Below are 25,284 nucleotides of genomic sequence, written 5' to 3'. Positions count from 1 at the left end.
TTAAGCAAATTATTATCATTTTAAATATAGGTACTTAATCACATAGATAGTTTCATGATGATAGAAAAAAAGTTCATAAAAACAGTATATCAAAGATAAGATAAATATAAAAAATATCCCCGCTGAATTCATGTAATAGAAATCAACAGAGATAGTTTTTATCATCATCATGTAAAATTTATATTCCCCTAATCTTGATACGTTTGATCTAATATTTCTTTTGTTTTTAAATAATCTTCTTCAAGGGAATGATATTTGTCTATATCTTTTTCATCAATTTTCTTATTTTGTATCTTTAATTTGTCTAAATCAGTATCAGATAAAGTGTCTAGTTTAGGAATAAGTGGATTAGATTGTTGGTTACTTTTGAAAACTTCATTTCCAAATTCAAATGATTTAGCTTCTCTACCATTCATCATGACTTTAAAAGCACTATTCATTAAATATACTCTTCCTTGATTTGCTGTCTCATGTGGATAAGTCGTTGGTGCATAAGTCGCATCAACATAGGTTGGACTTCCTAGCCACGTAGCAATTGAAATCTCAGGTGATGCCATCACCAGAAGCGAATCTGGAGATTTAGTTTGACTGTTTGGTACAGAACTCTCAAAATTGCTTGAACCTGACTTCATCACATAAGTATCTTGACTAAAACCTGTATATTTAGGTCCAGCATACGGCTCTGATCCATTCTCTCCAGTCACTTCTTTTAGCATACTCACTATAGTTTTGGTCGTGCTTGAACTCATCGTTCGCTCGCTTTCAACATCAGAAAGTTTTATTTTGACAGAGTCCGTTTCAATACTTTCAATAGTTGTAGGCTCAACTCGAACGCCGTCATTTCCAAAAACGCTAAATGCAGATGACAATGCTAAAACATTCGTTGGATAATTAATTGCTTGCTCTGCTGTGTAAGTTGAGCCTTTTGGGTTATAAGATGCCAAACCCAAAGGTTCCATCATGCTGTTTTTTTGTTGGTCATTTGTCATTTGAAATGCTTCTACTGCAGCCGTATTAAGTGATAAGCCTAAAGCAAAAGAAGCACTTACCTGACCAAAATTTTGATTGCCATAGTTATTAACTTTCCAGTCGCCTACTGTGAAAGAACTCCCCTTTTGCCTCGTATTTGGTGTCAGTCCAGCATACTCAACGGCTGGAGCATAATCTAGTAAAGGTTTAATCGTAGAGCCTGATGAACGTGTTGCAGTATATGGAATGAGTGGGTTATCTGAATTAGTTGCAAGACCAAGGATGTGTCCTGTTTTCGTGTCTACTACTGAAAGAGCAGTCAAACTTTCTTTATGCTCAATATAGCCATTAGGTAATCGGTCATCTTGAGGATAAGTTCCCTCTACTATATTGTGCAATTCTTTTAATTGATGACTATCTGCATAAGTTTTGACTGTAATCGTTGTATTTTGTGGTAAATTTAATCTGCTTAGTTCATCTTTAACTTTTGAAACGTAAGATTGATATTCTTTGGGTGTGCTTTGTTGTTTGTATCTTTTTAATGTAAACTCTTCATTTTCACTTTTAACCATGTCTACTGTTTGCTCATATATTTTTTTACTAATGAGTTCTTTGTCTTTCATAATAGATAGAACAGTAAGAGTCCGCTCCTTTCCACTTTTTTCAAAGTCTTGAACATAGACTGAAGGAGATTGACCTAAACCAGCCATATAAGCCATTTGAGCGACTTGTTTTGGGTCATTCTTATCTATATTAGACATATCATTACCAAATAGCTCAATTGATGCTGCTCTAACTCCTACAGTATTAGGTGTTAAACGTAATTCATTTAAATACGCTTTTAAAATCTCATCACGATTATATTTTAATGATAATTTTCTAGCATCAATTAATTGAATAATCTTATCTGACAATGAATTTTTATTGTTTGAACCAAACACCATGATTTTAACCAATTGTTGCTCAATGGTTGAAGCACCTCTAGAAACAACTTTTTTCCCTAATTTCTTTCTAACTTGAGAAACTACTGCCCCCATTGTGTCTTTGATAGAAAAGCCATTTGTTTTTCTAGTATAAAAAGAAGCATCTTCTACTGCTAGTAGTGTATCTAAATATAATTGATTCACATTCCAAGTTGGATTGTGTTGAACTGGATCAAATTTAACGACGACATTATTTTTATCTAATGGTTCACCATTTTTATCTAAAATAATGAAAGATTGTGTAATCTTATCATCAATGTTTTGAATTTCAAGTAAAGAACTATAAGGACTATATCGTTTGCTCATACTATAAGTTCCTATCGACATAGATAATATCATCATCATGGCTACCATCCCTAGAATGATTACGGCTAAATGGCGACGATTAAGAAACGTTGAACGTTTCTTAGAAACTTTTTTTTAGACATTGTAGACCTCCTTTTTCCTATTTATTAACCATACTGTTTATAAATAACAACATGATTAATCACTTGATTCTGTTGTCTCCTCTGTACTGGGTGAGGTAGTTTCACTAGTTGTCGAAGAGATAGAAGTAGAGGTAGAAGACGAAGTAGACAAGCTACTCGATTCTGAAGAAAATGCTTTTTTGACAATAGGTTGATTCTCCACTACTACTTGGATGGTAGATCCTTTAACAATAAATTGATAGGTTTGAGGTGAAGGTTCTTGTTTTAAAATTTTATCTTTTTCATCCCTATCCCAACTTTCCGTATCACGGATATCATCAGGGGCTGTTTCACCATTTTTATACGTCGTGTTAGTATAACCTTGTATACTTAAATTTAAGTTTAATTGGTTCATTTCTTGCTTAGCTTCTCTAACAGTCATCCCAACTAAATCTGGCATGTCGACTGATTTTTTAATTAGTTTCTCGTTAGTTTCTAAATTAGATTGAAGGTCACTATATTTTCTTTTAAACTCCTCTTCCATAGTTTTTGACTGAAGATAATTATTTGCCAAATCAACATATCCACTTAGTTCCATTCCAAATTTAGTATTCGGTGCGGGTATAGCTTCTAAAAGATTACGATAAGAATAAACTTGATGTTTAATGTTATTTGCTTCAATTATATTGTCATTTATTTCATCTAATAAACTAACAGATTTTTGAAAGCTTTGCTCATTTGTGACTGTTAGCATCCCTTCTTGATTATATATTTTGTTCAATAAATTTAGTAATTCTTGTCCATCTGTACTCATCTTTTCAGCATTTGTAACAGTTGCTTCTTGAAAGATATCCCTTAATTTATTATATTGTCTCGGTAGGACACTTCTGTAGTACATAATATACAATTCTTCAATATCTTCATCTTCTATAATGTCGATATGTTTCTTTAGATTCACCATAGTAGCATCAATATCTGAAATAGCTGTTTTTCCCTCCATTACTTCTAATAGTGATGCTTCATTTTTAGATAGTTGTTTAACTTTTTCATCATTTGCTTCATATAACCACGACTCAAATGCATTATTTTTTAAAGCTCTTATTAATCTGGTATCTGTCTCTTCAATCTTAGTGAGAAGATAGATCTCTTCTTGAGTGATATTTTGTGCCTCAGGTATATCATTAATATAATGATATGCTTTGAAAAATAAATAGGCACTGACTAAACTAATTATTAGAAAAAATGAAATAATAAATCGTTTCCAAGATTTACTTAGTTTCTTATATTTTTTATTCTTTATTTTAGATATCCTCACACGTTTTTTCTTTTTCATTTCGGATAACCTCATGTATCTTTTATGATTAATATAATTCTATATTTTTTTGATAAATATGTAATTAATTATACACTAAAATAGAACAAAAAAGACAAGATACCTATACTTAAAAAAATAGATTAATAGCTACCTCATAATAACTAATAAAAAACTAAGATAGACATCATCCCAAAAACTCTTAATTCAATCAATTAATTCCATTTACATTTGAATAATGATTACTCTTCATCTATCGTCTTTTGCGTGTTAAAGAACATTCTTCCTGTCAATAAATATCCTACAGACTGGTTAATACAGAGTCGTTTTCTCAATAAATATTGATAGATAAATGATTTAATAAACTCTTACAGTAATTCATATAGCAGGTCTTACTCAATTTTCTTATACGTTGTTTCTCCCATTTTAATCGTTTGATCATCAATTAATTCTAACGTCATTGTTTTATCCGCCAAAACAATAGTAAGCGTATTGCCATCAAGTGTTACCTCTTCCACTTGTTTTTTCTCAATTGGTTCACCTGGTCCTCTGAAGATTTCCACTTCACTATCTGAAACAATTGTAAAGAAACTATCTCCTGGTACAACTCCCCACTTACCTACCATCTCTTGTAACTTTTCTTTTCCTTTATTAGCTGGTGATTTAACTATTTCCCCCGCTGGGTTCTGTTGCAAAGTTTTAAATCTACTATCAAATAAGGTAGAATAATAGAAAAAGATAGCAGGAGGAATGACGATGAATCATTTTAAAGGAAAGCAATTTCAGCAGGATGTGATTATTGTAGCCGTGGGCTACTATCTTCGTTATAACCTTAGCTATCGTGAAGTTCAAGAAATCTTATATGATCGTGGCATTAACGTTTCTCATACGACGATTTATCGTTGGGTGCAAGAATATGGCAAACTACTCTATCAAATTTGGAAAAAGAAAAATAAAAAATCCTTTTATTCATGGAAAATGGATGAAACGTACATCAAAATTAAAGGAAAATGGCATTATTTGTATCGAGCCATCGATGCAGATGGTTTAACCTTGGATATTTGGTTACGTAAAAAACGGGACACACAAGCAGCCTATGCTTTTCTTAAGCGGTTAGTGAAGCAGTTTGATGAACCGAAGGTTGTAGTCACAGATAAAGCCCCCTCTATTACAAGTGCCTTTAAGAAACTAAAAGAATACGGCTTTTATCAAGGGACAGAACATCGTACCATTAAATACCTGAATAATTTGATTGAACAAGACCATCGTCCAGTAAAGAGACGCAATAAATTCTATCGAAGTTTACGCACTGCCTCTACCACGATTAAAGGCATGGAAGCCATTCGAGGATTATATAAGAAAACCCGAAAAGAAGGCACTCTCTTCGGGTTTTCGGTCTGTACTGAAATCAAGGTATTATTGGGAATCCCAGCTTAAATCATAGATACCGTAAGGGATTTTATTCTTTATTTAAAACTTTGCAACAGAACCAAAGAACTTACCGACTACCTTAGATCCACTATTTAAACAGAAGATTGAAAATCTGATTAATTATGAAGAAGGGATTCGTAATGCTTAACGTATAAGTATTCTAACGGAAAAATAGAAGCTAAAAATACTCATATTAAGATATTAAAAAGAGTATCTTATGGCTTCAAATCTTTTAGTAATATGAAGATAAGAATTTTTATGATAAACGACCTTGTCACAATTGAATAACTAAAAAAAGATGATGAATTTGAGAAAATTCTCAAATTCATCATCTTCAATATTTGTCTCATCAGTCCGATTTGACAAAGAGCCCGTTTTTTTATGTTTTCCTTACTTACTTAAAACAGTCACACATTCAATATGGATTGAGAGGACAGAATGAATGTCATTTGTGTATGTCCGTTCTCGGAAACATATCCACGACACTTTTTGCACTATCGGTAGACGGGAACATATCCATAGGCTTCGCTGTTTTTTGAAAAACTGAGGTATGCTGTTAATTTTCAGTACCCAATACTGTGAATAACGTTACTCTCCTATTCACTAATGTAATTCAACAATCTTTCTAAAATGTCATGTGTAACTTTTAAGTTGTATTGTTCAATAAGGTGACTTTGCAAATCCATAACTAATAGCAAAGAATTTTTATAGGCTTCAAATAATTCTACCTTATCTAATCGAGCAGTGGTCTTTGCAAATTTTTTATAATTTTCAAGGCTAATTTCTTTTTCAAGGTTTTTACTCATGTTTAGCCAATTATCAGCATTTTTTTCTGCCATACGTATAAGTTGTAGTGTATTTTTTTGAAGTTGTGATAAGAGTTCTAATGAACGAGCATATTCTCCTCTTTTTAGAACGTTGATTCCCATCAACCATAGATTAGAGAAATTACACAACAAAAAATTAGCATTTTCTTCAGTAAGTCTATTTGGTCTTGCACCACTTATCTCTGATAAATAATTTTCTAATTGCCCTGTTTCATCGTAAATAAGCATAGCCTTCGTATCAGGAATATAACCTGAATCTTTAAACGAGGGGATTATGTTCATATCTTTTTCAGAAAGGAAATGAAATTCCCCACGTATAAGATTATCAAAAATAACTACCTCTGTTCCGTACTCATTTTTATAAAGCATCAAGTACGGAGCTACGTCAAACAACCAGTTGGATGAATCAAAGTTCGAGGTTATACTATCTTTCAAAAATATATAGAACTCTATATCAGAGTATTGGTCACCTTCTCCTTTGGTAAACGATCCATACATCATACAAGCTGTAATTCGTTCATCTGACTCAGTAAGATTCTTAACGTTTGCAATTAATTCTTTTTGTTTTAACATTTCTTCACCCTTTCATGTAAATATCTTTTAGTTATTGTGGCAACTCAAAATCTCTACAAACCTAAATTAATATTTTTCGTACAAATGTTATTGCAAAAAGCATCATCATGCTCCACAAACAATAGTGTAGGACAATATTCCAAAATCATTTTTTCAATTTGGATACGTGAAAAAATATCAATATAGTTCAATGGCTCATCCCATATATACAAATGTGCACTTTCACAAAGGCTTTTAGCAATTAGTACTTTCTTTTTCTGACCAGCACTAAAATCCACCATGTTCTTATCAAACTGCTCTCTATTAAAATCCAGTTTACGAAGAATCGTTTTAAATAGAGTTTCATCGATCTTATTATTATAGGCAAATTCAGATAGATTACCTTTTAAATATGAAGTATCTTGCGAAATATAAGAAATTTTTAGTCCACTTGCTAGCATAAAATTTCCGGTAAATTTAATATCATCTCCATTAATCAATTTTAGGATACTAGACTTACCACTCCCATTTTTTCCGATAATGGCAACTCTATCACCAATATTGACTCTGAAATTAAGATTACTGCATACTTCTTTATCTCCATAAGACAATGATAAATCATTCGCTTCTATTAAGCACTCTTTGTGAAATTCAAGTGGTGAAATTTTTAAGTCATCATATTGTTCAATGTTGTGGAGCAGTTCTGATTTTTGTAAAACGGCTTCCTGATGTCTTGACTCAATATTTTTGGCACGTTTCATCGCTTTTGCAGCCTTATGTCCAACATAACCCTTATCCAGTTTTGAACCAGAATTTGTTGTTCCATATTTACTTTTTTCTACTTTATTTGACCAGTTTGAACTACGTTTTGCTGCATAAGACAACCTTCCTATTTCTTTAAGGAGTTTCTTGTTTTCTGCCAGTTCAAAATTATCTTGTAACGTTTTGTTCTCCCACCAAGAAGTAAAATTTCCCTTTTGGATTTCGATATTCGTTTTATTGATAGATAGTATATGGTCAACACATTGATCAAGTAAGCTTCTATCATGAGATACCAAAATAAACCCCTTCTTGCGTTTCAAATAGTTTTGCACTACATTACGTGCATCGATGTCAAGATGGTTTGTAGGTTCATCAATAAGCAGGAAACAACTCGCTGTAAGGAATAAAGCTGCAAGAAGGACCTTTGTTTGCTCACCATTTGACAATGTATTAAACGGACGATATAAAGCATCTTCTTGAACATCAAGCAATGATATTTCACGAAAAATCTCCCAATCCATACATTCCGTACAAATACTCTTCATTACTTCAATTGTATATAGACTCTTATCTTCCACATCATAAGGAAAATACTCAAACTTAACTGTAGAACTTATATTGCCGGAATACGCATATTTGCCAAGCAGTAAATTTAAGAAAGTAGTTTTACCGCGTCCGTTTCTTCCAATAAAACCGAGTTTCCAATCTGTATCTATCTGAAAACTTACATTTTCAAAAATATTGTCATAACTTCCTTCATATGAAAAAGTTAGATTTGAAACATTTATTAAGGACATATATTTCTTCCTCCTTTACATTATAAAAATTTTATAAGCAAAGTCGGTTTTCGGCATTAATTACTCTATAATGTTATCCAACTCTGCAAGGATTTTGTCATGAATGACATAGTATCATTGTCTATCACGTTTATCTTCCTTTCTTTTACAAATATTAAAAGCCGCAAGAAAGTAAATTCTTACGGCTCAAAAACAAATACTATTATTACCTTTTGTTATACATAACATAAGGTTACTGTAATGTATTATTGAGTGTAGAATACTTAACTTTCTTGCAATTTGCATAACAAAACAAACGGTTCTATAGCCGTTTCTTTAAATATCTTATTATGCATCATATAATTAGCAAGAAAAGTTATACATTCTTCCACCTCCAAGTCGTTTTATTATATCATATTATCTTTAAAAATCCAATATAATTCTTCTGTTCTCTTTCTAAAGATTACCCTTCTACATCAATCTCGACTCCTGATTTGAATTCAACGGCGAACTTATCATGAAATACCGTAACTTTTTCTATAAGCCTCCTTACTAACTGCTCATCATATTCCTCTAACTCACAGGATTGTTCATTAAAGAAATCAGTCATTTCAGCGATTCGTTGCCTTTTTCCTTCACGCTCTGCATTTTCAACAAGTGCATTTTGCTTCAATTCTCGAAGGTGGTAGATTTCATCAGCCACATCTTCATAGTCATTCTTGGATTTTGCTTGGATAAGAAGCTGTTGTTGTAATTCTTCCAATTTGCTATCAATATCATTGGTGGCATTATCATTTTCTTCATTAAGTATAGTAGCTATGTTTTTCTGCAACGCCTGGAGGAAGGGTTCTTTGTTAGCCAAAAGTTCGTTAATAGCCTTAACCACTGCTGTCTGCAATGTTTCCTCGTTTATGGTAGGGGCAGTACATTCAGATCCTTTTTCCTCCAAACGGCTGACGCATCTCCAAACAATAGACTTGTAACCTCGGTTATTCCAGTGTACCCGGCGGTAAATATCACCGCACTGGCGAGCAAACTGCAACTGCAACTATGCAGGCACTTAATCTTAAAAGAACTACTTTCTATAAACTGGTGAAGGAAGTGATTGTATGATGACGATGTGTCCACGATGTTTAGAGCTATACAGTGAAATTTGGTCGAAGCCTTGTTGTAAATGCGCCGATAAGACCATTCCTGTTGATATTGAACTCATCAATGTCGTTCAGATGCTGCTCACTAGAGGCTTCGATGGGTTCTGTTGCAAAGTTTTAAATCTACTATCAAATAAGGTAGAATAATAGAAAAAGATAGCAGGAGGAATGACGATGAATCATTTTAAAGGAAAGCAATTTCAGCAGGATGTGATTATTGTAGCCGTGGGCTACTATCTTCGTTATAACCTTAGCTATCGTGAAGTTCAAGAAATCTTATATGATCGTGGCATTAACGTTTCTCATACGACGATTTATCGTTGGGTGCAAGAATATGGCAAACTACTCTATCAAATTTGGAAAAAGAAAAATAAAAAATCCTTTTATTCATGGAAAATGGATGAAACGTACATCAAAATTAAAGGAAAATGGCATTATTTGTATCGAGCCATCGATGCAGATGGTTTAACCTTGGATATTTGGTTACGTAAAAAACGGGACACACAAGCAGCCTATGCTTTTCTTAAGCGGTTAGTGAAGCAGTTTGATGAACCGAAGGTTGTAGTCACAGATAAAGCCCCCTCTATTACAAGTGCCTTTAAGAAACTAAAAGAATACGGCTTTTATCAAGGGACAGAACATCGTACCATTAAATACCTGAATAATTTGATTGAACAAGACCATCGTCCAGTAAAGAGACGCAATAAATTCTATCGAAGTTTACGCACTGCCTCTACCACGATTAAAGGCATGGAAGCCATTCGAGGATTATATAAGAAAACCCGAAAAGAAGGCACTCTCTTCGGGTTTTCGGTCTGTACTGAAATCAAGGTATTATTGGGAATCCCAGCTTAAATCATAGATACCGTAAGGGATTTTATTCTTTATTTAAAACTTTGCAACAGAACCTCTATAACAATCGTAGTAGTTACCTTAATAAATAATTTAAACCAATTCATTTGCTTCCTCCTATTTCTTCCATAGTATCTAATATTTCTGATAAGCAATCTACCAATAACTCTAATATTTCCACAATCATATTTTTCAAATACCTTTCTCTCTCTTTAAATCAATCATTCCATGCCTCCCACATAACAAGATGAAAGCTGAATCATCAATACCTTACAAACTAACTCCTTATAGTTGTCCCTCTTCTTTAAAAGAATAATAACAATTACCTCCTATAATTAAATGATCCAGTAATTCTATTCCTAACAACTCTCCCGCAGCTTTTAATTTTTTTGTTAATAACTTATCTTGTGTTGAAGGTGTCGTATCTCCAGAAGGATGATTATGAGCAACTATATATCTAGTACTGTTAGACAGTAGAACTGGTTTAAAAATATCTCTAGGTTCTGCGATACTCTGATTAACTGTTCCTATATGAACTAAGTTAATAATTAAAGGTTCATGTTTTGTATTGAGCCCCACGACAACCAAATGTTCTCTATCTTTTTCTTCAATAAAGGGTCTCACTAGTTGGTAAGCGGATGCCACAGAAGTACATTGTCTTGGCTCATACAATAAGCTGGACTCCTTAACCAATTTTAAACTCACGACATCAATTCTTTTCCTAGGTTTCATCGTTATTTTACTCCCTTCATATTTTTATTTTCTCCAACGTCCATGGCTGATTTCTGATACTTGGTACCAAAGGATGGATTGGTCTATCTTTTTCATCAACAATCGCCACTACTTTTTCTTTATTAGTTTTAGTAAGTAGGTTCAATATCTCCTTCAATCTTCCTTGCAATAAATAACGACGTGTTTTCTTACCATTCATAAAAACTTTATTCCTAACTGTTTCTGATTCAACTTTCATTTCGTAACCTCCTTAATTATTCATTTTTGGGGCATAGAAAAAGTCCAATGACTTTCATGTCATTGGACTCATTGTTATAATATATATTCATATTTACCACTAAATCAGTGTTTCTTATTTTTATGATCTACTAAAACCTTAGCAGCCTTAGATTTAGCTGGCTTACTTTTTGATGTTGTTATCTTTTTCTCTTTCTGGTCATAGTTATGTATTCTTATATTATTTGAAGATGAATAAAATACTTTGTGCTTCTATTCAGAACATAGTAAACTATCTCTGCATATATAAAGATTAGTATTTATTCAAGGTTTAACAACCTCATTTAACACTATATATAGATAACCAACAAAAAAACCGCATCATTTATGATACGGTTCTCCATTATTAATCCTGAAAGTTCGATAAATTTGTTCTGTTAAAACCAATTTCATTAATTGGTGTGGATAAGTCAGTCGACCAAATGATAGTTTTTCATCACTTCTCTTTAACACATCTGTGGATAACCCAAGTGATCCTCCTATAATAAACACAAACTGACTTTTCCCACGTGTTGTTAATTTGTCTAGTTCACTAGCGAATTCTTCTGATGATAATTGTTTGCCTTCAATAGCTAAAGCAAAGACGTAATCTTGGTCACTTACCTTACTTAAAATGCGTTGTCCTTCTTTGTCCTTAACTTGTTTCATCTCTATCTGGCTTAGGCTTTCTGGTGCTTTTTCATCAGACACCTCTATCATCTCTAATTTGCAATATCGACTCAAGCGTTTACTATACTCATCGATCCCCTGTCTCAAATATTTCTCTTTTAATTTGCCTACCGTAATGATTTTTATTTTCACTTTTATCCATCCGTTCTCTTTATTTTTATACTAAAAAAATTATCCACAGTTTTACTCACAATCAAAAAATTTCTATTATAAAGATTTTTTACTTACCCACTAAATTGTGGATAAGTTATGTTGATAACTTTTTTATTTCTCGCCTTCACATTTTTTTCTTAAATTCATTATTTCTTCATATTTTAAAAAAATATCTTAAGTTTTTCAAGTATTGTTCCAATATAACCACTAATATTAGACTAATACCACGTTCTTATCTTATAATAGGTTAAACATAAATTTAAAGGAGGATGACATCTATGAGAAAAGACGTCACACCAAACGAAGAACAAAAGCGTGAAACGATACATAAAAAAAATAATCCTACTCCATCAAACCCCTCTCTTTTTAAGCGTTTTGGTATTTCATTAGCCGCTGGTGCATTGGGTGGGCTACTCGTAGTAGGGGGTTCTGCTTATATAAATGACCATAATGCGTCAAGCTCCAATAATGCGTCAACTACAACTGCACCTGTTGAAAAAGGAAAAACAACTGTCAGCAATGTGAATGTCAATGTTGAATCCGAAGTAACAAAGGCAGTTGAAAAAGTTGAAGATGCTGTTGTATCCGTTACAACTTACCAAAAAAGTAATTCTGAATTATCCGATATAGAAAAAATATTTGGTCCTGCTTCTGGTTCACAATCATCTAAAGATGAATTACAAGAAGCTGGTGAAGGTAGTGGTGTTATCTACAGAAAAGATAATGGAAAGGCTTATATTGTAACTAATAATCATGTTGTTGCTGGTGCTAGTGCTGTCAGTATTATGTTACATAGTGGTAAAAAAGCTGATGCCAAAATCATAGGAACAGATACCTATAGTGACTTAGCTGTTCTTGAAATTTCCGATAAAGACGTTACCACTATAGCTGAATTTGGTAATTCAAACAACGTAAAAGTTGGTGAAACTGTTCTAGCAATCGGTTCTCCTCTTGGATCAACTTTTGCAAACTCTGTTTCTCAAGGAATTATCTCAGCAAAAGATCGTATGATTACAAATCAAACATCTGATGGTGCGATTATTAATAGTAAAGCTATTCAAACAGATGCGGCAATTAACCCAGGTAACTCTGGTGGTGCTTTGATCAATACTGCTGGACAAGTTATTGGAATCAATTCAAGTAAAATCGCTCAAGCAGCTTCTGGTGTGAGTGCTGAAGGGATGGGATTTGCTATTCCAAGTAATGAAGTAGTCAATATCATTAATCAACTTGAACAAGGTAAATCTGTCGCTCGTCCTATGCTTGGTATAAAAATGGTTAATTTAAATGTATTAAAAACAGAAGACAAGAAAAGTGTTCTAAAATTAGATGATAAAATTACTAATGGTGTCGTAGTTGCCTCTGTTGAGAAGGATACACCTGCTGCAGCTGCTGGTTTGAAACAATATGATGTCATTACTAAAATAGATGGGAAAGACATTTCTAGCACAACTGAACTACAATCCATTCTTTATTCTAAAAACATTGGTGATAAAATAGAATTGACTTACTATCGCGATGGAAAAGAAGCAAAAACAACGGTTAACTTGACTGAAGATTCCAGTAAATTAGAAGAACAACAAAAACAGGCTCAAGAACAACAAACAGAACAAAGTCGTAATAACTCAACTAACCCTTTTAACTAATATAAATTAAAAACGCCCCAATCAACCATGCACTACGACTGATTGGGGTGTTGCTTTTTAACTAAATTGCAAATAAATCACAGGCTTTATCAGGGTCAGTGTCCATAATGTTAACTTGACCACCTGCATCAATACCATGTTGTTGTAAAATACCTGTTACTGTCATATTAGCTAACTCTTTCATATTATTCTCTTTACTTAAATGCCCTAAATAAATGTGTTTGGTTCGATCACCAATAAATTCAGTAGCAGCTAGTGCACCATCTTCATTTGATAAATGGCCTTTATCACCTAATATCCGTTGCTTAGTGTTCCATGGATAATGACCCATCCGCAACATATTAGGGTCATGGTTACTTTCTAATAAGTAAGCATCAGCATTTTTTATGATGCCTTTAACTTGTTCACTGCAATATCCAGTATCGGTTAAAACAACAAACGATTTATTATCCTTATAAAATCGATAAAATTGTGGCGCTATTGCATCATGGGATACGCCAAAACTTTCAATATCCATATCACCAAAAGTCATAATTTTTCCCATATCAAATATATTTCGTTGTTCAAAAGGAACATTTCCTATTGATTTTTCCATCGCTTGCCAAGTTAATTCATTAGCATAAATATCTAAATGATATTTTCTTGCTAAAACACCTACCCCATGAATATGATCACGATGTTCATGAGTTACCAAAATTGCATCTAAATCTTCTGGCGAGCGATCAATGGATGATAGTAAACTCGTGATTTTTTTTCCACTAAGACCAGCATCAACTAGTACTTTTCGTTTATCTGTTTCAATATATAACGAATTACCAGTACTTCCACTAGCCAGTACACTAATATTAAAACTTGTTTCTGACACTATTAAATGCATCCTTCCTACTAGCTACTTATTAATAACCTCTGATACAGAAGATGAAATGACCGCATTAGTAAAAGCGTTCACACGTTCTGTTTGTGTCACATTTTTACTACTTTCAACTGAAACAAACCACGCTGGAATATAGACATCCTTTCCTCGAACCGAAAAAATACGCGTATAACCTAAGTGTATCCATTTAATTGTATCGCCAGATTGAATGCGATTATTAGTATATAAACTAATAATCGCATCACGCTCAGAAATGACACTTTGTATTTCACGTAGTGGCTCAATGCGACTAATGTGTGTTTGCTTATAGCTAGATATATGATTATTTTCAAATTTATCTTGAGAAACAATCACAGATAATTGGGCTGTTTCATCATAAAATGGAATACCTTCATATGTTTGATTGTAAATATAATTCTTTAACGGAATGGTTTCCTCTTCGTTTAATACATAATCTATTCCATATAATATATTGGATGAATTACGAATAAAATTATCAAGTGACTCAATGGCATTTGTTTTTTTTATGACGACATCAGATTGAATCATCATTTGACTAGTCAGTTGATGATTGTTCACTTGCCATGATTGGTCAGTCAATTTTTCACGTGCATCAGTTGCTAAGTCATCTTCTTCTGCTGAGAGATAGTATCCCTCTTTTTTCACTTTTGACAGATTGCTAGGGACTTCAATATGTTCAGCCTTTAAACGTTCTTCTAAATTTTCTGAAATACTTCCTGTTGAAATATAATCTTGAGGCTCTCTTCCTTCTTGATAGATATAGAATAAAAACATGTTCAAAAATAAAAACACGATAAAAAAGATGCCTTCAACTCGTCTAAAATCCATTAAATCTGGCCTCCTTTAGCCAGTGTTTTTTCTAACTCTTCTTGAGTCATCCAATTGTCATCATATTTTATATACCAAGAAGGGACTAAATCAATGGCTTGTTGCGTTTCTTTATTTTGCTCCCACTTGTATCCTATCTGAATATCTATTATTTTAGACATATCTGCACCTTGATTTTTCAAATGATCAACTAATTCTTGAGTGGGTACAAGAGTCACAGAATCGTCTGAAGGTAGAGGAATTTGCAAGGTATCTTGATTGGCTTTAATAAACACATTTTTATTTTGAACAGTCGTTGCCAGACACCCTTTCATATTATCACCAAATACAGGGAATCCTTCTACATAATTTCTATATACCACTTCATTACTAGTATCTGAAAAATATCGTAGATTACCTAAAGATGTCCCCATGTCTTCTACATATTGAAACGTATCATAATATAAGCTATTTTCATTTCCAACATGACTCTGTTTTAACTTACCAAAATAATTCACTTCACCTGTTTGACTATCAATAGTTAATGACTCTCCCTCACTATTTGACAAACTTAAGTTTTCACCTTCATTTGAAAACAAATCATTTGGTTGATTGAAAAAGCCATGTGAAAACGTCGTAAAAGACTGTGTGGCAATAATATAACTATAAGTTTTGAGCTTGGCACTATCAGCTAAATAATAGATACCTGCGACATTATCTGTAGATAATAGGGCGTTTACATAATTATTATTTTCAGCATCAAGTATTGAAGTAATACTAGAAATATTTCCTTTAACCTCAACTTCTACTCCTAATTTATTTTTGTAATTCACAAAGTAAATTTTTCCATCATCTAGTGACATAATTAACCAATTAAACATTAAGTTTTTACTATCACGTGGCAAGGAGATAGATAAATTATTCATATTGATGAATAAAGAGGCTGGAATAGCACTTGGATAAACCAAATTAAATAAATCGCGTTGCGTAATTAGACTTTCTACTTGGCCTGTTGTCATAGTCCGAGCAGTCCCAAATTCAAGTGACACAATTTTCTCATGCAAACTTGTCATGGTAGATTCTTTATTAGAGTACAGAAAATGATCTCCATTCCCGTGATGATAAAATAATTTGGTTGGCATATATACTTCCGTCATATCTTTTTTCTGCACAACGGCTTTGACCTTCGCTGTTCTATCTTGAAAACTGCGATTAGCAGGTTTTGTCCAAATTTTCCAAGATAAAAATAAACTAAGTAGCACCATTAAAATGACACCAATCTTTAACAGATTCTCTCCTAATTTACTCATTCCCATAGATCCTCCTCGTAGGGTTCATAAGGTAGTGAAATAAAGAATGTCGAACCTTTATTCTCTTCGCTTTCTGCCCAAATATTTCCACCATGTGCTAGTATTGATTCTTTTGATATAGCCAGTCCTAAACCAGAACCGCCCATTGCACGGGAGCGTGCTTTATCAACACGGAAAAAACGATCAAACACTCTGCCAAGATTTTGTTTTGGAATACCTAATCCTTCATCAGAAATACTTAATACGACATTTTTGTGTGTTTCAAGTAAACGACAAGTAATCGTTCCACCATCTGGCGAATATTTCATGGCATTATTTAAGATATTATCCAATACTTGAATCATGCGATCAGTATCAATATCGACCCAAATCGCTCGTTGAGTAAATTCTCGTTTAATCACATAATTTCTATCACTATCCTTAATCACCATATCAAAACGATCTAACACATAATTAAACAATTCATTTAAATGGACTAATTCTTTTTGTAACTCAATTTTATTGGCATCCATACGTGATAATTGAAGTAAATCATTAATCATCCGAATCATGCGATTGGTTTCTTCTTGTGTAACTTTTAAAAATTGTGGGGCAACTTCTGAATCTTGCCATGCGCCATCAAGTAAAGCTTCAATGTAGCTTTTCATACTTGTTAGAGGTGTTCTTAACTCATGAGATACATTTGAAACAAATTGGCGACGTTCTTCTTCGTCTTTTTCTTTTTTGGTCACGTCATGAAGCACACATACTAATCCACTGATAAAACCAGACTCTCGCCGAATCATTGAAAACTCTGCACGAATAAGAGTTGTTTCACTAAAATCTTCACTAAAATCAAGTAACACATCTTCTTGTACTTCTAGTAAGTCCCTAAAGCTATACTTATCTCCTAATTTTAATAACTCTAAAATGGATTGATTGATGACATCTTCAGTACCAATTCGCAGTAAATTTAACGCTGTGTCATTAATTAAAATGATGTTTCCACGACGATCGGTTCCGATAACACCATCAGACATATGAGTTAGAACGCTATCTAAGCGACGCCTTTCAGCATCCATGGTTTCTTGTGTTTCTTTAACACGATAAGACAGTTCATTAAATGTCTCCCCTAATTGTCCTAATTCGTCTTTCCCATAAACTTCCACTTGTCCTGAATAATCACCATTAGCAATTCTATCTGCTTGTTGTTTCATTTCGCCAATAGGCTTTGTAATCGTTCTAGATACAAGCAGCGCTATGATTAACGTAAAGATAAGTGCAATCATCGATGCATAGAAAAATATCAACGTAATCTCACTAACTTGTTGATACTTACTTTCTATATTGCTTTTAACATATAATGAACCAATTACCGTATCACCAGTGGGAGAATATATTTGTTCAATATTAATAAATACCCTCTGCCCCGTTTTTGGGTCTGTCCGTTCTTCTTTTTTTTGATTAAATGAATTAAATAATTCATAATCATTTTTTTTTCCAACATCTCCTTGTAGATTTGGATCACTTGTTGCCATAACAATCCCTTTATCATCTACTAAACGAACTTCTAAAATTTCGTTTTTAGAAAATTCATCTAAAATTCGCTTTAAATTAGATTCTTGTTGTGAATCATTTTTTTTGCTAATTTCAGAACTTAAATTGGTCGCGAGTGTTTCAACTTGGTTAGTCACATTTTCCTCAAACGTTTGAATGGTTGATGTTTCAAGCACTCGGATAAAAATAGCTCCGACAATCTCAATCGAAATCATCAATAATAGCACAAACACCAAAGCAATTTTAAAGTGAACAGATGAAAAAAAGGGCGTTCTATTTTTTTTCATTATATGCTTCACCTAATCTTGTTCTGGATTTCTAAGATAATAACCAACACCACGTCGTGTAATTAACCAATTAGGATGACTAGCATTATCCTCTATTTTTTCTCTCAAACGCCGTACCGTCACATCCACTGTACGCACATCACCAAAATAATCATACCCCCAAACCGTTTGAAGTAAATGCTCACGTGTCATAACTTGTCCAATATGTTTTGCAAGATAATGGAGCAATTCAAATTCACGATGCGTTAACTCAATGGTTTCACCTCGTTTTGATACCACATAAGCATCTGGATGAATAGTTAACGCACCAATTGTTAATTCATTACTTGGTGCTTCTTCCGTTTTAGACGTTGTATTACCATGTCGACGTAAATTAGCTTTCACACGCGCCACTAATTCACGATTAGAGAATGGTTTTGTCACATAATCATCTGCTCCAAGTTCCAATCCTAACACTTTATCTATTTCGGAATCCTTGGCTGTTACCATAATAATCGGTGTATCATACTTTTTACGCACATCACGACACACTTCCAAACCATCTTTTTTGGGTAACATTAAGTCCAAAATAATTAAATCCGGATTTACTTCATCCACCATTTCAACTGCCTCTTCACCATCAAAAGCGGTAAAAACTTCATATCCTTCTTTTGTTAAATTAAATTTTACTATATCTGAAATAGGCTTCTCATCATCTACAACTAGTATTTTTTTCACTATTGGTCACCATCCTCAATTCTTCATTATCATAAAAGTCATCCCCACTATTATACAACATTTTGAATACTTAAAAAACATTTCCGATTTTCAGAATCATTTCAAACTTTTTTGACAATTTTCAGTAAATATCACTTATTTTTTTCGGTATTTTGCATATGCATAAGAAAAAAATGACGATTTTATATTAGTTGATATATCAATGTTTATAAACATTCTAATCTGTGTTATTTAATTAACTTGTTTTTTTCATTGTGACTTTCCTGTATATAACTTAAACTTAATATATAAATTAATTCATTTAATTTATTCGGCTAATAATTGAAGTAAGACTAGGTTTCCCCTTCCCTTACAAAGTCTAGTCTTATAGAAGCAAAAAAAGTTGAGATGTGATCTCAACTTTTTTTGTATCCTCTTTTATTATGCTAAAAAATCAAGCTTTCACCTGTGTTTTAATCGCATTTAATTTTGACTTCAATGAATCAATATGGCTTTCCGTTGGCTCAACTTCTAGTCGTTCAAAGACACTAACCATTGTTTTTAACTCTTCATCATCTAATTCATCGATAATATCTAATAAATTTTGATTGTCTTGTAATTTATCTTTTACTAACAATTTATACTTTAGGCGATTTACAGATTCTGTAGTTTTCTCAATCCCTCTTTTGGTTAGTTTAGTGATAGTGATTAGACCTATGACACCTGTTGCTACAATGGCACATTTTGTTGATTTTTTCATACTAATCATCCTCCATCTCTTTACAAGTTATTATAACATCAAAGAATTTTTTCTTGTACTAAAACCCCTTCTTTATATAACAACACTCTTATCGTCTCTCGACAGATTGACTGTTTAACGGCGTAAAAATAAAAAAACATTGACAAATAAGTTCATACTCACTCATTCCACAATGTTTTTCTTATTTTATGGGCTGTAAGGGGCTTGAACCCTTGACCCACGGATTAAGAGTCCGTTGCTCTACCAACTGAGCTAACAGCCCAATAGTTAACGGGTCTATTATATCACTTGTTATTTTTTCACGCAAGAAATTTTCTAGATTTTACGTACTTTCATTGGAACGATATTTCTAGACCTTTCTCCCTCATTCTGTATTAATTCGGCTAATTGATATAAACAATCAATGTCTTCTAAGTTGCCTATATCGAGGCCTATTTCTTCACCTAATGTTAATAAATCTGCTTCTGGAGTTCCTATTAATAAATTCTCGACTTCCAGTAAAACCAATTCTTTTAAATTTTTAGTCGTCTCGGCTAATTGTAGCCCTTGTGAACATTTTTCGTGAAAATATAGAAATTCAAAAAATTTTACCAAAATGAGAAGAATTTTCTCAAAACATTTCTTTCCTGCAATAACTTCATGGGGAAAAATATCTAATAAGACATCTTGTAGCGCTTGCTCATTCCAATTATCTAATGTCTGAAAGTGATAATCAAACATATATTCACTAAAGGACATAATAACTCTTCGAGACATTCTCCGTTCAGAATAGTTAAGTTGTCTATAATAAAATGTTTTTTCAAATACATTTAATTTTTCTTTGGTATCACTCATCGCTTCTTCAAATAAATGATTCGCTTTTTCTAAATAATCATTTGCCATTATCTCACCATCTTTTCTGATATCATCTATTTTTCAAAAAAGGGGATTAATACCTTATTCATTAAACGTATCATGTAAATTTTAAGGTAACCACCTTTTATAAAAGTCATCTATACTATTTATTATTATATAGATAATTTAATATAAGTTTATGAATAGTTTCGTCTGATGAGACGACAAATTTGGTTTTTTTCAAATTTTTTTTCTATTTACTTTTATACTTAGTATGTCTATACTAGAAACTATTGGTTAAGCATTTTTATTTTATGAGAATTTTTTCTTTTTCACCTAAAACACAATAGATAGTAGCTTTCAATAATCCAAACACAATATCTAGTGTTTCATTATTGACTTTTTTTTATTTCAAGCTATACTTATATTTATATTAAGAAGAACAAATTAGGAGGAAGAACTCATGAATACAATCACACTATACACAAAAAACAATTGTCCACAATGTTTAATGACAAAGAAATTTTTAGCACAAAAAAATGTTGAATTTAATGAAATTAACATAGATAAAGAACCACAATATATTGATTCATTAAAAGAACAAGGTTTCCAAAGTGTGCCTGTTTTAAAAACAATGGATGAAAATATGACAATTGTTGGTTTTAGACCTGATCAATTAAGAACGTTGGCGGTTTAATCATGAAACTAGTCTTTTTTTCTTTAACCGGACAGACAAGACGTTTTATTAACAAACTAGACCTTCCTTTTCATGAAATTGACACAACCAATCCTTTTCATGAAATCAATGAAGACTATCTATTAATCGTTCCTACTTATGACAAAGAAGTCACAGAAGTAGTGAACGATTTTATTGAGTACAAAACCAACCAAGAGCACTTACTAGGTGTCGCTGGTGGTGGCAATCTTAACTTTGGAGACTTATTTGTCTTTACTGCAAAAGACATTGCAAAAGATTATGGCATTCCTCTTGTGTTTTCTTTTGAATTTAGTGGCACAAATGACGATGTAAAAAATTTTAAGAAAGTAGTGAATGAATTTGAGTCTAAAAGATCTGACTGACGTAACTTATTTCGAATTAAATAACGAAATCAACCGCCCCGTAAATGATCAAATTCCCTTATATAAAGATAAAGAGGCTTTAGATGCCTTTTTTAAAGAAAACGTGGAGCCAAATACGAAACAATTTTCTTCTATAAAAGAAAAATTGACATTCTTAACTGAAAATGAGTATGTAGAAGAAGAATTTTTATCTCTTTACTCACTAGAGTTTATTGAATCACTATATGCGTATCTAGCGTCTCAATCATTTACCTTTAAATCATTTATGGCAGCTTACAAGTTCTACTCTCAATATGCCTTAAAAACAAATGATGGCACACAATATTTAGAGCGCTATGAAGACCGTGTAGCGTTTAACGCCTTGTACTTTGCTAACGGTAATGAAGAACTGGCTATGAGTTTAGCAGATGAAATGATTCATCAACGCTACCAACCAGCAACACCATCCTTTTTAAACGCTGGACGTAAACGTCGTGGTGAATTAGTGTCTTGTTTCTTAGTGCAAGTAACTGATGATATGAATAGCATTGGTCGCTCAATTAACAGTGCACTACAATTATCACGTATTGGTGGTGGTGTTGGAATCACACTATCAAACTTGCGTGAAGCTGGAGCACCAATCAAAGGATTTGAAGGAGCAGCAAGTGGTGTCGTTCCTGTCATGAAATTATTTGAAGATAGTTTTAGTTATAGTAACCAACTTGGTCAACGTCAAGGTGCTGGTGTGGTTTACTTAAACGTCTTCCATCCGGATATTGAAATGTTCTTATCAACAAAAAAAGAAAATGCTGACGAAAAAATTCGTGTTAAAACATTATCACTTGGTTTGTTAGTCCCAGATAAGTTTTATGAATTGGCTCGTAACAATAAGGACATGTACTTATTCAGTCCATATAGTGTGGAAAAAGAATATGGCGTACCATTTTCTTACATTGATATTACAGAGGAATATGACAACTTAGTTGCTAACCCACGTATTAGAAAACAAAAAATTGACGCTCGTTACTTAGAAAATGAAATTAGTAAATTACAACAAGAATCTGGTTATCCTTATATCATCAACATTGACACTGCCAACCGTACAAACCCTATTGATGGTAAAATCATTATGAGTAACTTATGTTCTGAAATCTTACAAGTCCAAAAACCATCTGTCATTAACGATCGCCAAGAATATGACGTCCTTGGAACAGATATTTCTTGTAACTTAGGCTCTACAAATATTGTCAACCTAATGGATAGTCCAGACTTTGGAAAATCTGTTAAAACCATGACACGAGCTTTAACTTATATCACAGACGCTTCTGATATCGAAGTTGTTCCATCAATCCAAAACGGCAACCGACTAAATCATACAATTGGTTTAGGGGCTATGGGATTACATACTTACTTTGCCAAAAATCAAATGGAGTATGGTTCAGAAGAGTCATTAGAATTTACAGATGTGTATTTCATGTTATTAAACTATTGGACTTTAGTTGAAAGTAACAATATTGCAAAAGAACGCAACGAATCATTTGATAACTTTGAAAAATCAAAATATGCTACTGGAGAATACTTTGATCTCTACATTAATGAAGAAATTAAACCCTCTTCTGATAAAGTCAAAGAATTATTCGATGGTATTTTTATTCCAACAGCAAAAGACTGGGAAGAATTGAAACAATCCATTAAAGAATTTGGTTTATACCATCAAAACCGTTTAGCTGTAGCACCTAATGGCTCAATTTCTTATATCAATGATACAAGTGCCAGCATCCACCCAATCACTCGTTTGATTGAAGAACGTCAAGAAAAGAAAATTGGGAAAATCTATTACCCAGCACCTTTCTTATCAAATGACACCATGCCGTATTACACGTCCGCTTATGATATGGATATGCGTAAAGTCATTGACGTGTATGCAACAGCTCAAAAACATATTGATCAAGGGATGAGTTTAACGCTATTTATGCGCTCAGATATACCTGAAGGCTTGTATGAATGGAAAACAAAGACAACAAAACAAACAACACGTGATTTAAATATCTTACGTCACTACGCATTCCATAAAGGCGTTAAATCAATTTACTACGTTCGTACTTATACTGATGACGATGAAGAAATTGGTAGCAACCAATGTGAAAGCTGTGTTATTTAAGGAGGAACAATAAATGACAACGTTAGACAATAGCTATTACCAAGCAATTAACTGGAATGCTGTTGAAGACATTATTGATAAGTCCACTTGGGAAAAATTGACAGAACAATTTTGGTTGGATACACGTATTCCTTTATCAAACGATTTAGATGATTGGCGTAACTTTAACGACGATCAAAAAGAAAATATTGGCCTGGTATTTGGTGGTTTAACACTACTAGATACGATTCAATCTGAAAGTGCTATCGAAGCCTTACGCAAAGACAGCCGCACACCTCATGAAGAAGCTGTGTTAAACAATATTCAATTTATGGAATCTGTTCATGCCAAAAGTTACTCATCCATCTTTAGTACACTAAACACTAAGGCTGAAATCGAAGAAATTTTTGAATGGACAAACACCAATCCTCAACTACAAAAAAAAGCTGAGATTATTAATGAAATTTATTTAAATGGATCCCCATTACAAAAAAAAGTAGCGAACGTGTATGCTGAAACGTTTCTTTTCTACTCTGGTTTCTACGCACCTTTGTATTATTTAGGAAACAATAAATTAGCAAACGTAGCCGAAATTATTAAATTAATTATCCGTGACGAGTCCGTTCATGGGACTTATATTGGGTATAAATTCCAACTAGGTTTCAATGAATTAAGCACGAAAGAACAAGAAGAAATGAAAGAATGGATGTATGACTTACTCTTCACTCTTTATGAAAACGAAGAAGTCTATACCGATTTATTGTATGATAAATTAGGTTGGACAGAAGAAGTCAAAACATTCTTACGCTATAATGCAAATAAAGCCCTAATGAACTTAGGGATGGATGCCTTATTCCCAGATACAGCCAATGACGTCAACCCTATCGTTATGAATGGATTATCAACTGGAACAAGCAACCATGACTTTTTCTCTCAAGTAGGAAATGGTTACTTACTTGGTACAGTAGAAGCCATGGAAAATGATGATTATCTAATTGGTATGTAACATTAAAAAGACTCACCCATTTATTACAAAACTATAAAAACACACCCGTTTTATTTCACATAAATTCAACGGGTGTATTTTTATAGTTAAAAGAATATCTCACCAGTAGAAGTAAAATAAAAAAAGCCCTCCTTAATTATCAAGGAGAGCAATTATTAATTAAAAAAGCGATTATATCTTTTTGTAATAGATGTCATGGCTAATAAACAGAGACTAGAAATGATAAATACCATATTAAAACCCAGCTTATCTGATACAATACTTAACAAGATTAAACTTAAAGAAAAAATCAAGGAGTATAATACACTACTGGCTGAATAAACTGATGCAATTTTTTCTGAGGGTATTGTTTGTTGTATGACTGTCACTTGAGGAATATTTTTCATTATTTTTCCTACTTTCACTTAGGTGAATAATTCATCACCTGTTTAAAGTATTTACACTAAGCGAAATAGT

General features: G+C 32.9%; 23 protein-coding genes, 1 tRNA gene and 1 pseudogene. 8 read left to right on the top strand and 17 right to left on the bottom strand.

The features are described 5' to 3' along the window. Positions 1–188: 188 nt before the first annotated feature. The 3 genes from MN187_RS01060 to MN187_RS01050 all read right to left on the bottom strand — a co-directional run bounded on the left by MN187_RS01060 (position 189) and on the right by MN187_RS01050 (position 4,366). On the bottom strand, positions 189–2,297 hold the full coding sequence (locus tag MN187_RS01060; RefSeq protein WP_158559452.1) for a transglycosylase domain-containing protein: 2,109 nt from the start codon (positions 2,295–2,297) through the stop codon (positions 189–191). Positions 2,298–2,435: 138 nt separating this feature from the next. Beyond that, complete coding sequence (locus MN187_RS01055; RefSeq protein WP_242094041.1) at positions 2,436–3,692, bottom strand: PASTA domain-containing protein; 1,257 nt, start codon at positions 3,690–3,692, stop codon at positions 2,436–2,438. A 371-nt stretch (positions 3,693–4,063) separates the two neighbouring features. Then, a complete protein-coding gene (locus MN187_RS01050) occupies positions 4,064–4,366 on the bottom strand; it encodes a hypothetical protein (protein WP_242094038.1) in 303 nt (100 codons plus the stop codon). 61 nt (positions 4,367–4,427) lie between these two features. On the opposite strand from MN187_RS01050, the gene MN187_RS01045 reads away from it, so the two are divergent. Both MN187_RS01045 and MN187_RS01040 read left to right on the top strand, forming a co-directional pair. Further along, the gene (locus tag MN187_RS01045) at positions 4,428–5,108 is read left to right on the top strand and encodes an IS6-like element IS1216 family transposase (RefSeq protein ID WP_001015311.1); all 681 of its coding nucleotides are present in this window, start codon (positions 4,428–4,430) and stop codon (positions 5,106–5,108) included. 61 nt (positions 5,109–5,169) lie between these two features. Continuing rightward, positions 5,170–5,390, top strand: a pseudogene (locus MN187_RS01040) (transposase); the annotation flags it as partial. A gap of 308 nt (positions 5,391–5,698) precedes the next feature. On the opposite strand, the gene lnu(B) reads toward MN187_RS01040, so the two are convergent. From lnu(B) to MN187_RS01025, 3 genes are all read right to left on the bottom strand, one after another. Continuing rightward, on the bottom strand, positions 5,699–6,502 hold the full coding sequence (lnu(B), locus tag MN187_RS01035; protein WP_002294514.1) for a lincosamide nucleotidyltransferase Lnu(B): 804 nt from the start codon (positions 6,500–6,502) through the stop codon (positions 5,699–5,701). A gap of 53 nt (positions 6,503–6,555) precedes the next feature. Next, entirely contained in the window at positions 6,556–8,040 is a 1,485-nt protein-coding gene (lsa(E), locus tag MN187_RS01030) for an ABC-F type ribosomal protection protein Lsa(E) (protein ID WP_002294513.1), read from the bottom strand. Positions 8,041–8,482: 442 nt separating this feature from the next. Beyond that, a complete protein-coding gene (locus MN187_RS01025; RefSeq protein WP_088186203.1) occupies positions 8,483–9,061 on the bottom strand; it encodes a recombinase zinc beta ribbon domain-containing protein in 579 nt (192 codons plus the stop codon). Positions 9,062–9,344: 283 nt separating this feature from the next. On the opposite strand from MN187_RS01025, the gene MN187_RS01020 reads away from it, so the two are divergent. Continuing rightward, on the top strand, positions 9,345–10,025 hold the full coding sequence (locus tag MN187_RS01020; RefSeq protein ID WP_001015311.1) for an IS6-like element IS1216 family transposase: 681 nt from the start codon (positions 9,345–9,347) through the stop codon (positions 10,023–10,025). 282 nt (positions 10,026–10,307) lie between these two features. Here MN187_RS01020 and MN187_RS01015 read toward each other — a convergent pair whose 3' ends face one another. The 3 genes from MN187_RS01015 to rlmH form a co-directional block, all read right to left on the bottom strand. Beyond that, positions 10,308–10,754: a JAB domain-containing protein gene (locus MN187_RS01015; protein WP_241699560.1), complete on the bottom strand. Its 447-nt coding sequence runs from the start codon at positions 10,752–10,754 to the stop codon at positions 10,308–10,310. Between the two features lie 16 nt (positions 10,755–10,770). Next, positions 10,771–10,992: a hypothetical protein gene (locus MN187_RS01010; RefSeq protein ID WP_222317032.1), complete on the bottom strand. Its 222-nt coding sequence runs from the start codon at positions 10,990–10,992 to the stop codon at positions 10,771–10,773. Between the two features lie 359 nt (positions 10,993–11,351). Continuing rightward, positions 11,352–11,831 carry a 23S rRNA (pseudouridine(1915)-N(3))-methyltransferase RlmH gene (gene rlmH, locus MN187_RS01005; protein WP_242094036.1) on the bottom strand — a complete coding sequence of 160 codons (480 nt, stop codon included), beginning with the start codon at positions 11,829–11,831 and terminating at the stop codon, positions 11,352–11,354. Between the two features lie 299 nt (positions 11,832–12,130). Between rlmH and MN187_RS01000 the strand changes: the two genes are divergently transcribed. Beyond that, positions 12,131–13,498: a S1C family serine protease gene (locus tag MN187_RS01000; RefSeq protein ID WP_117973457.1), complete on the top strand. Its 1,368-nt coding sequence runs from the start codon at positions 12,131–12,133 to the stop codon at positions 13,496–13,498. Between the two features lie 61 nt (positions 13,499–13,559). Here the strand turns inward: MN187_RS01000 and MN187_RS00995 are convergent, their stop codons facing one another. From MN187_RS00995 to MN187_RS00960, 8 genes are all read right to left on the bottom strand, one after another. Next, a complete protein-coding gene (locus tag MN187_RS00995; protein ID WP_242094034.1) occupies positions 13,560–14,375 on the bottom strand; it encodes an MBL fold metallo-hydrolase in 816 nt (271 codons plus the stop codon). Positions 14,376–14,387: 12 nt separating this feature from the next. Continuing rightward, complete coding sequence (locus tag MN187_RS00990) at positions 14,388–15,221, bottom strand: two-component system regulatory protein YycI (protein ID WP_242094032.1); 834 nt, start codon at positions 15,219–15,221, stop codon at positions 14,388–14,390. Further along, positions 15,221–16,510, bottom strand: a complete 1,290-nt coding sequence (locus tag MN187_RS00985; RefSeq protein WP_242094030.1) for a YycH family regulatory protein — start codon at positions 16,508–16,510, stop codon at positions 15,221–15,223. Before MN187_RS00985 ends, MN187_RS00990 begins: the two co-directional genes overlap by 1 nt. Continuing rightward, the gene (gene walK, locus MN187_RS00980; protein ID WP_117973461.1) at positions 16,507–18,333 is read right to left on the bottom strand and encodes a cell wall metabolism sensor histidine kinase WalK; all 1,827 of its coding nucleotides are present in this window, start codon (positions 18,331–18,333) and stop codon (positions 16,507–16,509) included. Before walK ends, MN187_RS00985 begins: the two co-directional genes overlap by 4 nt. Positions 18,334–18,345: 12 nt before the next feature. After that, complete coding sequence (gene yycF, locus MN187_RS00975) at positions 18,346–19,050, bottom strand: response regulator YycF (RefSeq protein ID WP_241699562.1); 705 nt, start codon at positions 19,048–19,050, stop codon at positions 18,346–18,348. A gap of 433 nt (positions 19,051–19,483) precedes the next feature. Next, positions 19,484–19,789 carry a hypothetical protein gene (locus MN187_RS00970; RefSeq protein WP_117973463.1) on the bottom strand — a complete coding sequence of 102 codons (306 nt, stop codon included), beginning with the start codon at positions 19,787–19,789 and terminating at the stop codon, positions 19,484–19,486. A gap of 189 nt (positions 19,790–19,978) precedes the next feature. Beyond that, positions 19,979–20,051 (bottom strand) — tRNA-Lys (locus tag MN187_RS00965). Positions 20,052–20,104: 53 nt separating this feature from the next. After that, positions 20,105–20,671: a hypothetical protein gene (locus MN187_RS00960; RefSeq protein WP_117973464.1), complete on the bottom strand. Its 567-nt coding sequence runs from the start codon at positions 20,669–20,671 to the stop codon at positions 20,105–20,107. Positions 20,672–21,086: 415 nt separating this feature from the next. Between MN187_RS00960 and nrdH the strand changes: the two genes are divergently transcribed. The 4 genes from nrdH to nrdF are packed head-to-tail and all read left to right on the top strand — an operon-like array spanning position 21,087 to position 24,828. Continuing rightward, positions 21,087–21,320 carry a glutaredoxin-like protein NrdH gene (nrdH, locus tag MN187_RS00955; RefSeq protein WP_117973465.1) on the top strand — a complete coding sequence of 78 codons (234 nt, stop codon included), beginning with the start codon at positions 21,087–21,089 and terminating at the stop codon, positions 21,318–21,320. Positions 21,321–21,322: 2 nt separating this feature from the next. Beyond that, positions 21,323–21,703 (top strand): class Ib ribonucleoside-diphosphate reductase assembly flavoprotein NrdI, encoded by a 381-nt coding sequence (gene nrdI / locus MN187_RS00950; protein WP_117973466.1) that lies wholly within the window; start codon positions 21,323–21,325, stop codon positions 21,701–21,703. Then, positions 21,681–23,843: a class 1b ribonucleoside-diphosphate reductase subunit alpha gene (gene nrdE, locus MN187_RS00945; RefSeq protein ID WP_241699563.1), complete on the top strand. Its 2,163-nt coding sequence runs from the start codon at positions 21,681–21,683 to the stop codon at positions 23,841–23,843. Before nrdI ends, nrdE begins: the two co-directional genes overlap by 23 nt. Before the next feature lie 13 nt (positions 23,844–23,856). Further along, on the top strand, positions 23,857–24,828 hold the full coding sequence (gene nrdF, locus MN187_RS00940) for a class 1b ribonucleoside-diphosphate reductase subunit beta (RefSeq protein ID WP_117973467.1): 972 nt from the start codon (positions 23,857–23,859) through the stop codon (positions 24,826–24,828). Positions 24,829–25,284 lie beyond the last annotated feature (456 nt).

The organism is Vagococcus sp. CY52-2 (genome assembly GCF_022655055.1).
GTDB lineage: Bacteria > Bacillota > Bacilli > Lactobacillales > Vagococcaceae > Vagococcus.
Note: the sequence above shows the minus strand (reverse complement) of the source record. Positions and strands in the feature narration are given on the sequence as shown.

Coding starts and splice junctions, on each gene's coding strand:
- nrdI (WP_117973466.1), top strand. CDS start 21,323: ATGAAACTAGTCTTTTTTTCTTTAACCGGACAGACAAGACGTTTTATT.
- MN187_RS01045 (WP_001015311.1), top strand. CDS start 4,428: ATGAATCATTTTAAAGGAAAGCAATTTCAGCAGGATGTGATTATTGTA.
- MN187_RS01055 (WP_242094041.1), bottom strand. CDS start 3,692: ATGAAAAAGAAAAAACGTGTGAGGATATCTAAAATAAAGAATAAAAAA.
- MN187_RS01000 (WP_117973457.1), top strand. CDS start 12,131: ATGAGAAAAGACGTCACACCAAACGAAGAACAAAAGCGTGAAACGATA.
- nrdH (WP_117973465.1), top strand. CDS start 21,087: ATGAATACAATCACACTATACACAAAAAACAATTGTCCACAATGTTTA.
- MN187_RS01020 (WP_001015311.1), top strand. CDS start 9,345: ATGAATCATTTTAAAGGAAAGCAATTTCAGCAGGATGTGATTATTGTA.
- MN187_RS01010 (WP_222317032.1), bottom strand. CDS start 10,992: ATGAAAGTTGAATCAGAAACAGTTAGGAATAAAGTTTTTATGAATGGT.
- MN187_RS01060 (WP_158559452.1), bottom strand. CDS start 2,297: ATGATGATGATATTATCTATGTCGATAGGAACTTATAGTATGAGCAAA.
- MN187_RS00985 (WP_242094030.1), bottom strand. CDS start 16,510: ATGAGTAAATTAGGAGAGAATCTGTTAAAGATTGGTGTCATTTTAATG.
- MN187_RS00960 (WP_117973464.1), bottom strand. CDS start 20,671: ATGGCAAATGATTATTTAGAAAAAGCGAATCATTTATTTGAAGAAGCG.
- MN187_RS01015 (WP_241699560.1), bottom strand. CDS start 10,754: ATGAAACCTAGGAAAAGAATTGATGTCGTGAGTTTAAAATTGGTTAAG.
- walK (WP_117973461.1), bottom strand. CDS start 18,333: ATGAAAAAAAATAGAACGCCCTTTTTTTCATCTGTTCACTTTAAAATT.
- nrdF (WP_117973467.1), top strand. CDS start 23,857: ATGACAACGTTAGACAATAGCTATTACCAAGCAATTAACTGGAATGCT.
- MN187_RS00990 (WP_242094032.1), bottom strand. CDS start 15,221: ATGGATTTTAGACGAGTTGAAGGCATCTTTTTTATCGTGTTTTTATTT.
- MN187_RS00970 (WP_117973463.1), bottom strand. CDS start 19,789: ATGAAAAAATCAACAAAATGTGCCATTGTAGCAACAGGTGTCATAGGT.
- MN187_RS00995 (WP_242094034.1), bottom strand. CDS start 14,375: ATGCATTTAATAGTGTCAGAAACAAGTTTTAATATTAGTGTACTGGCT.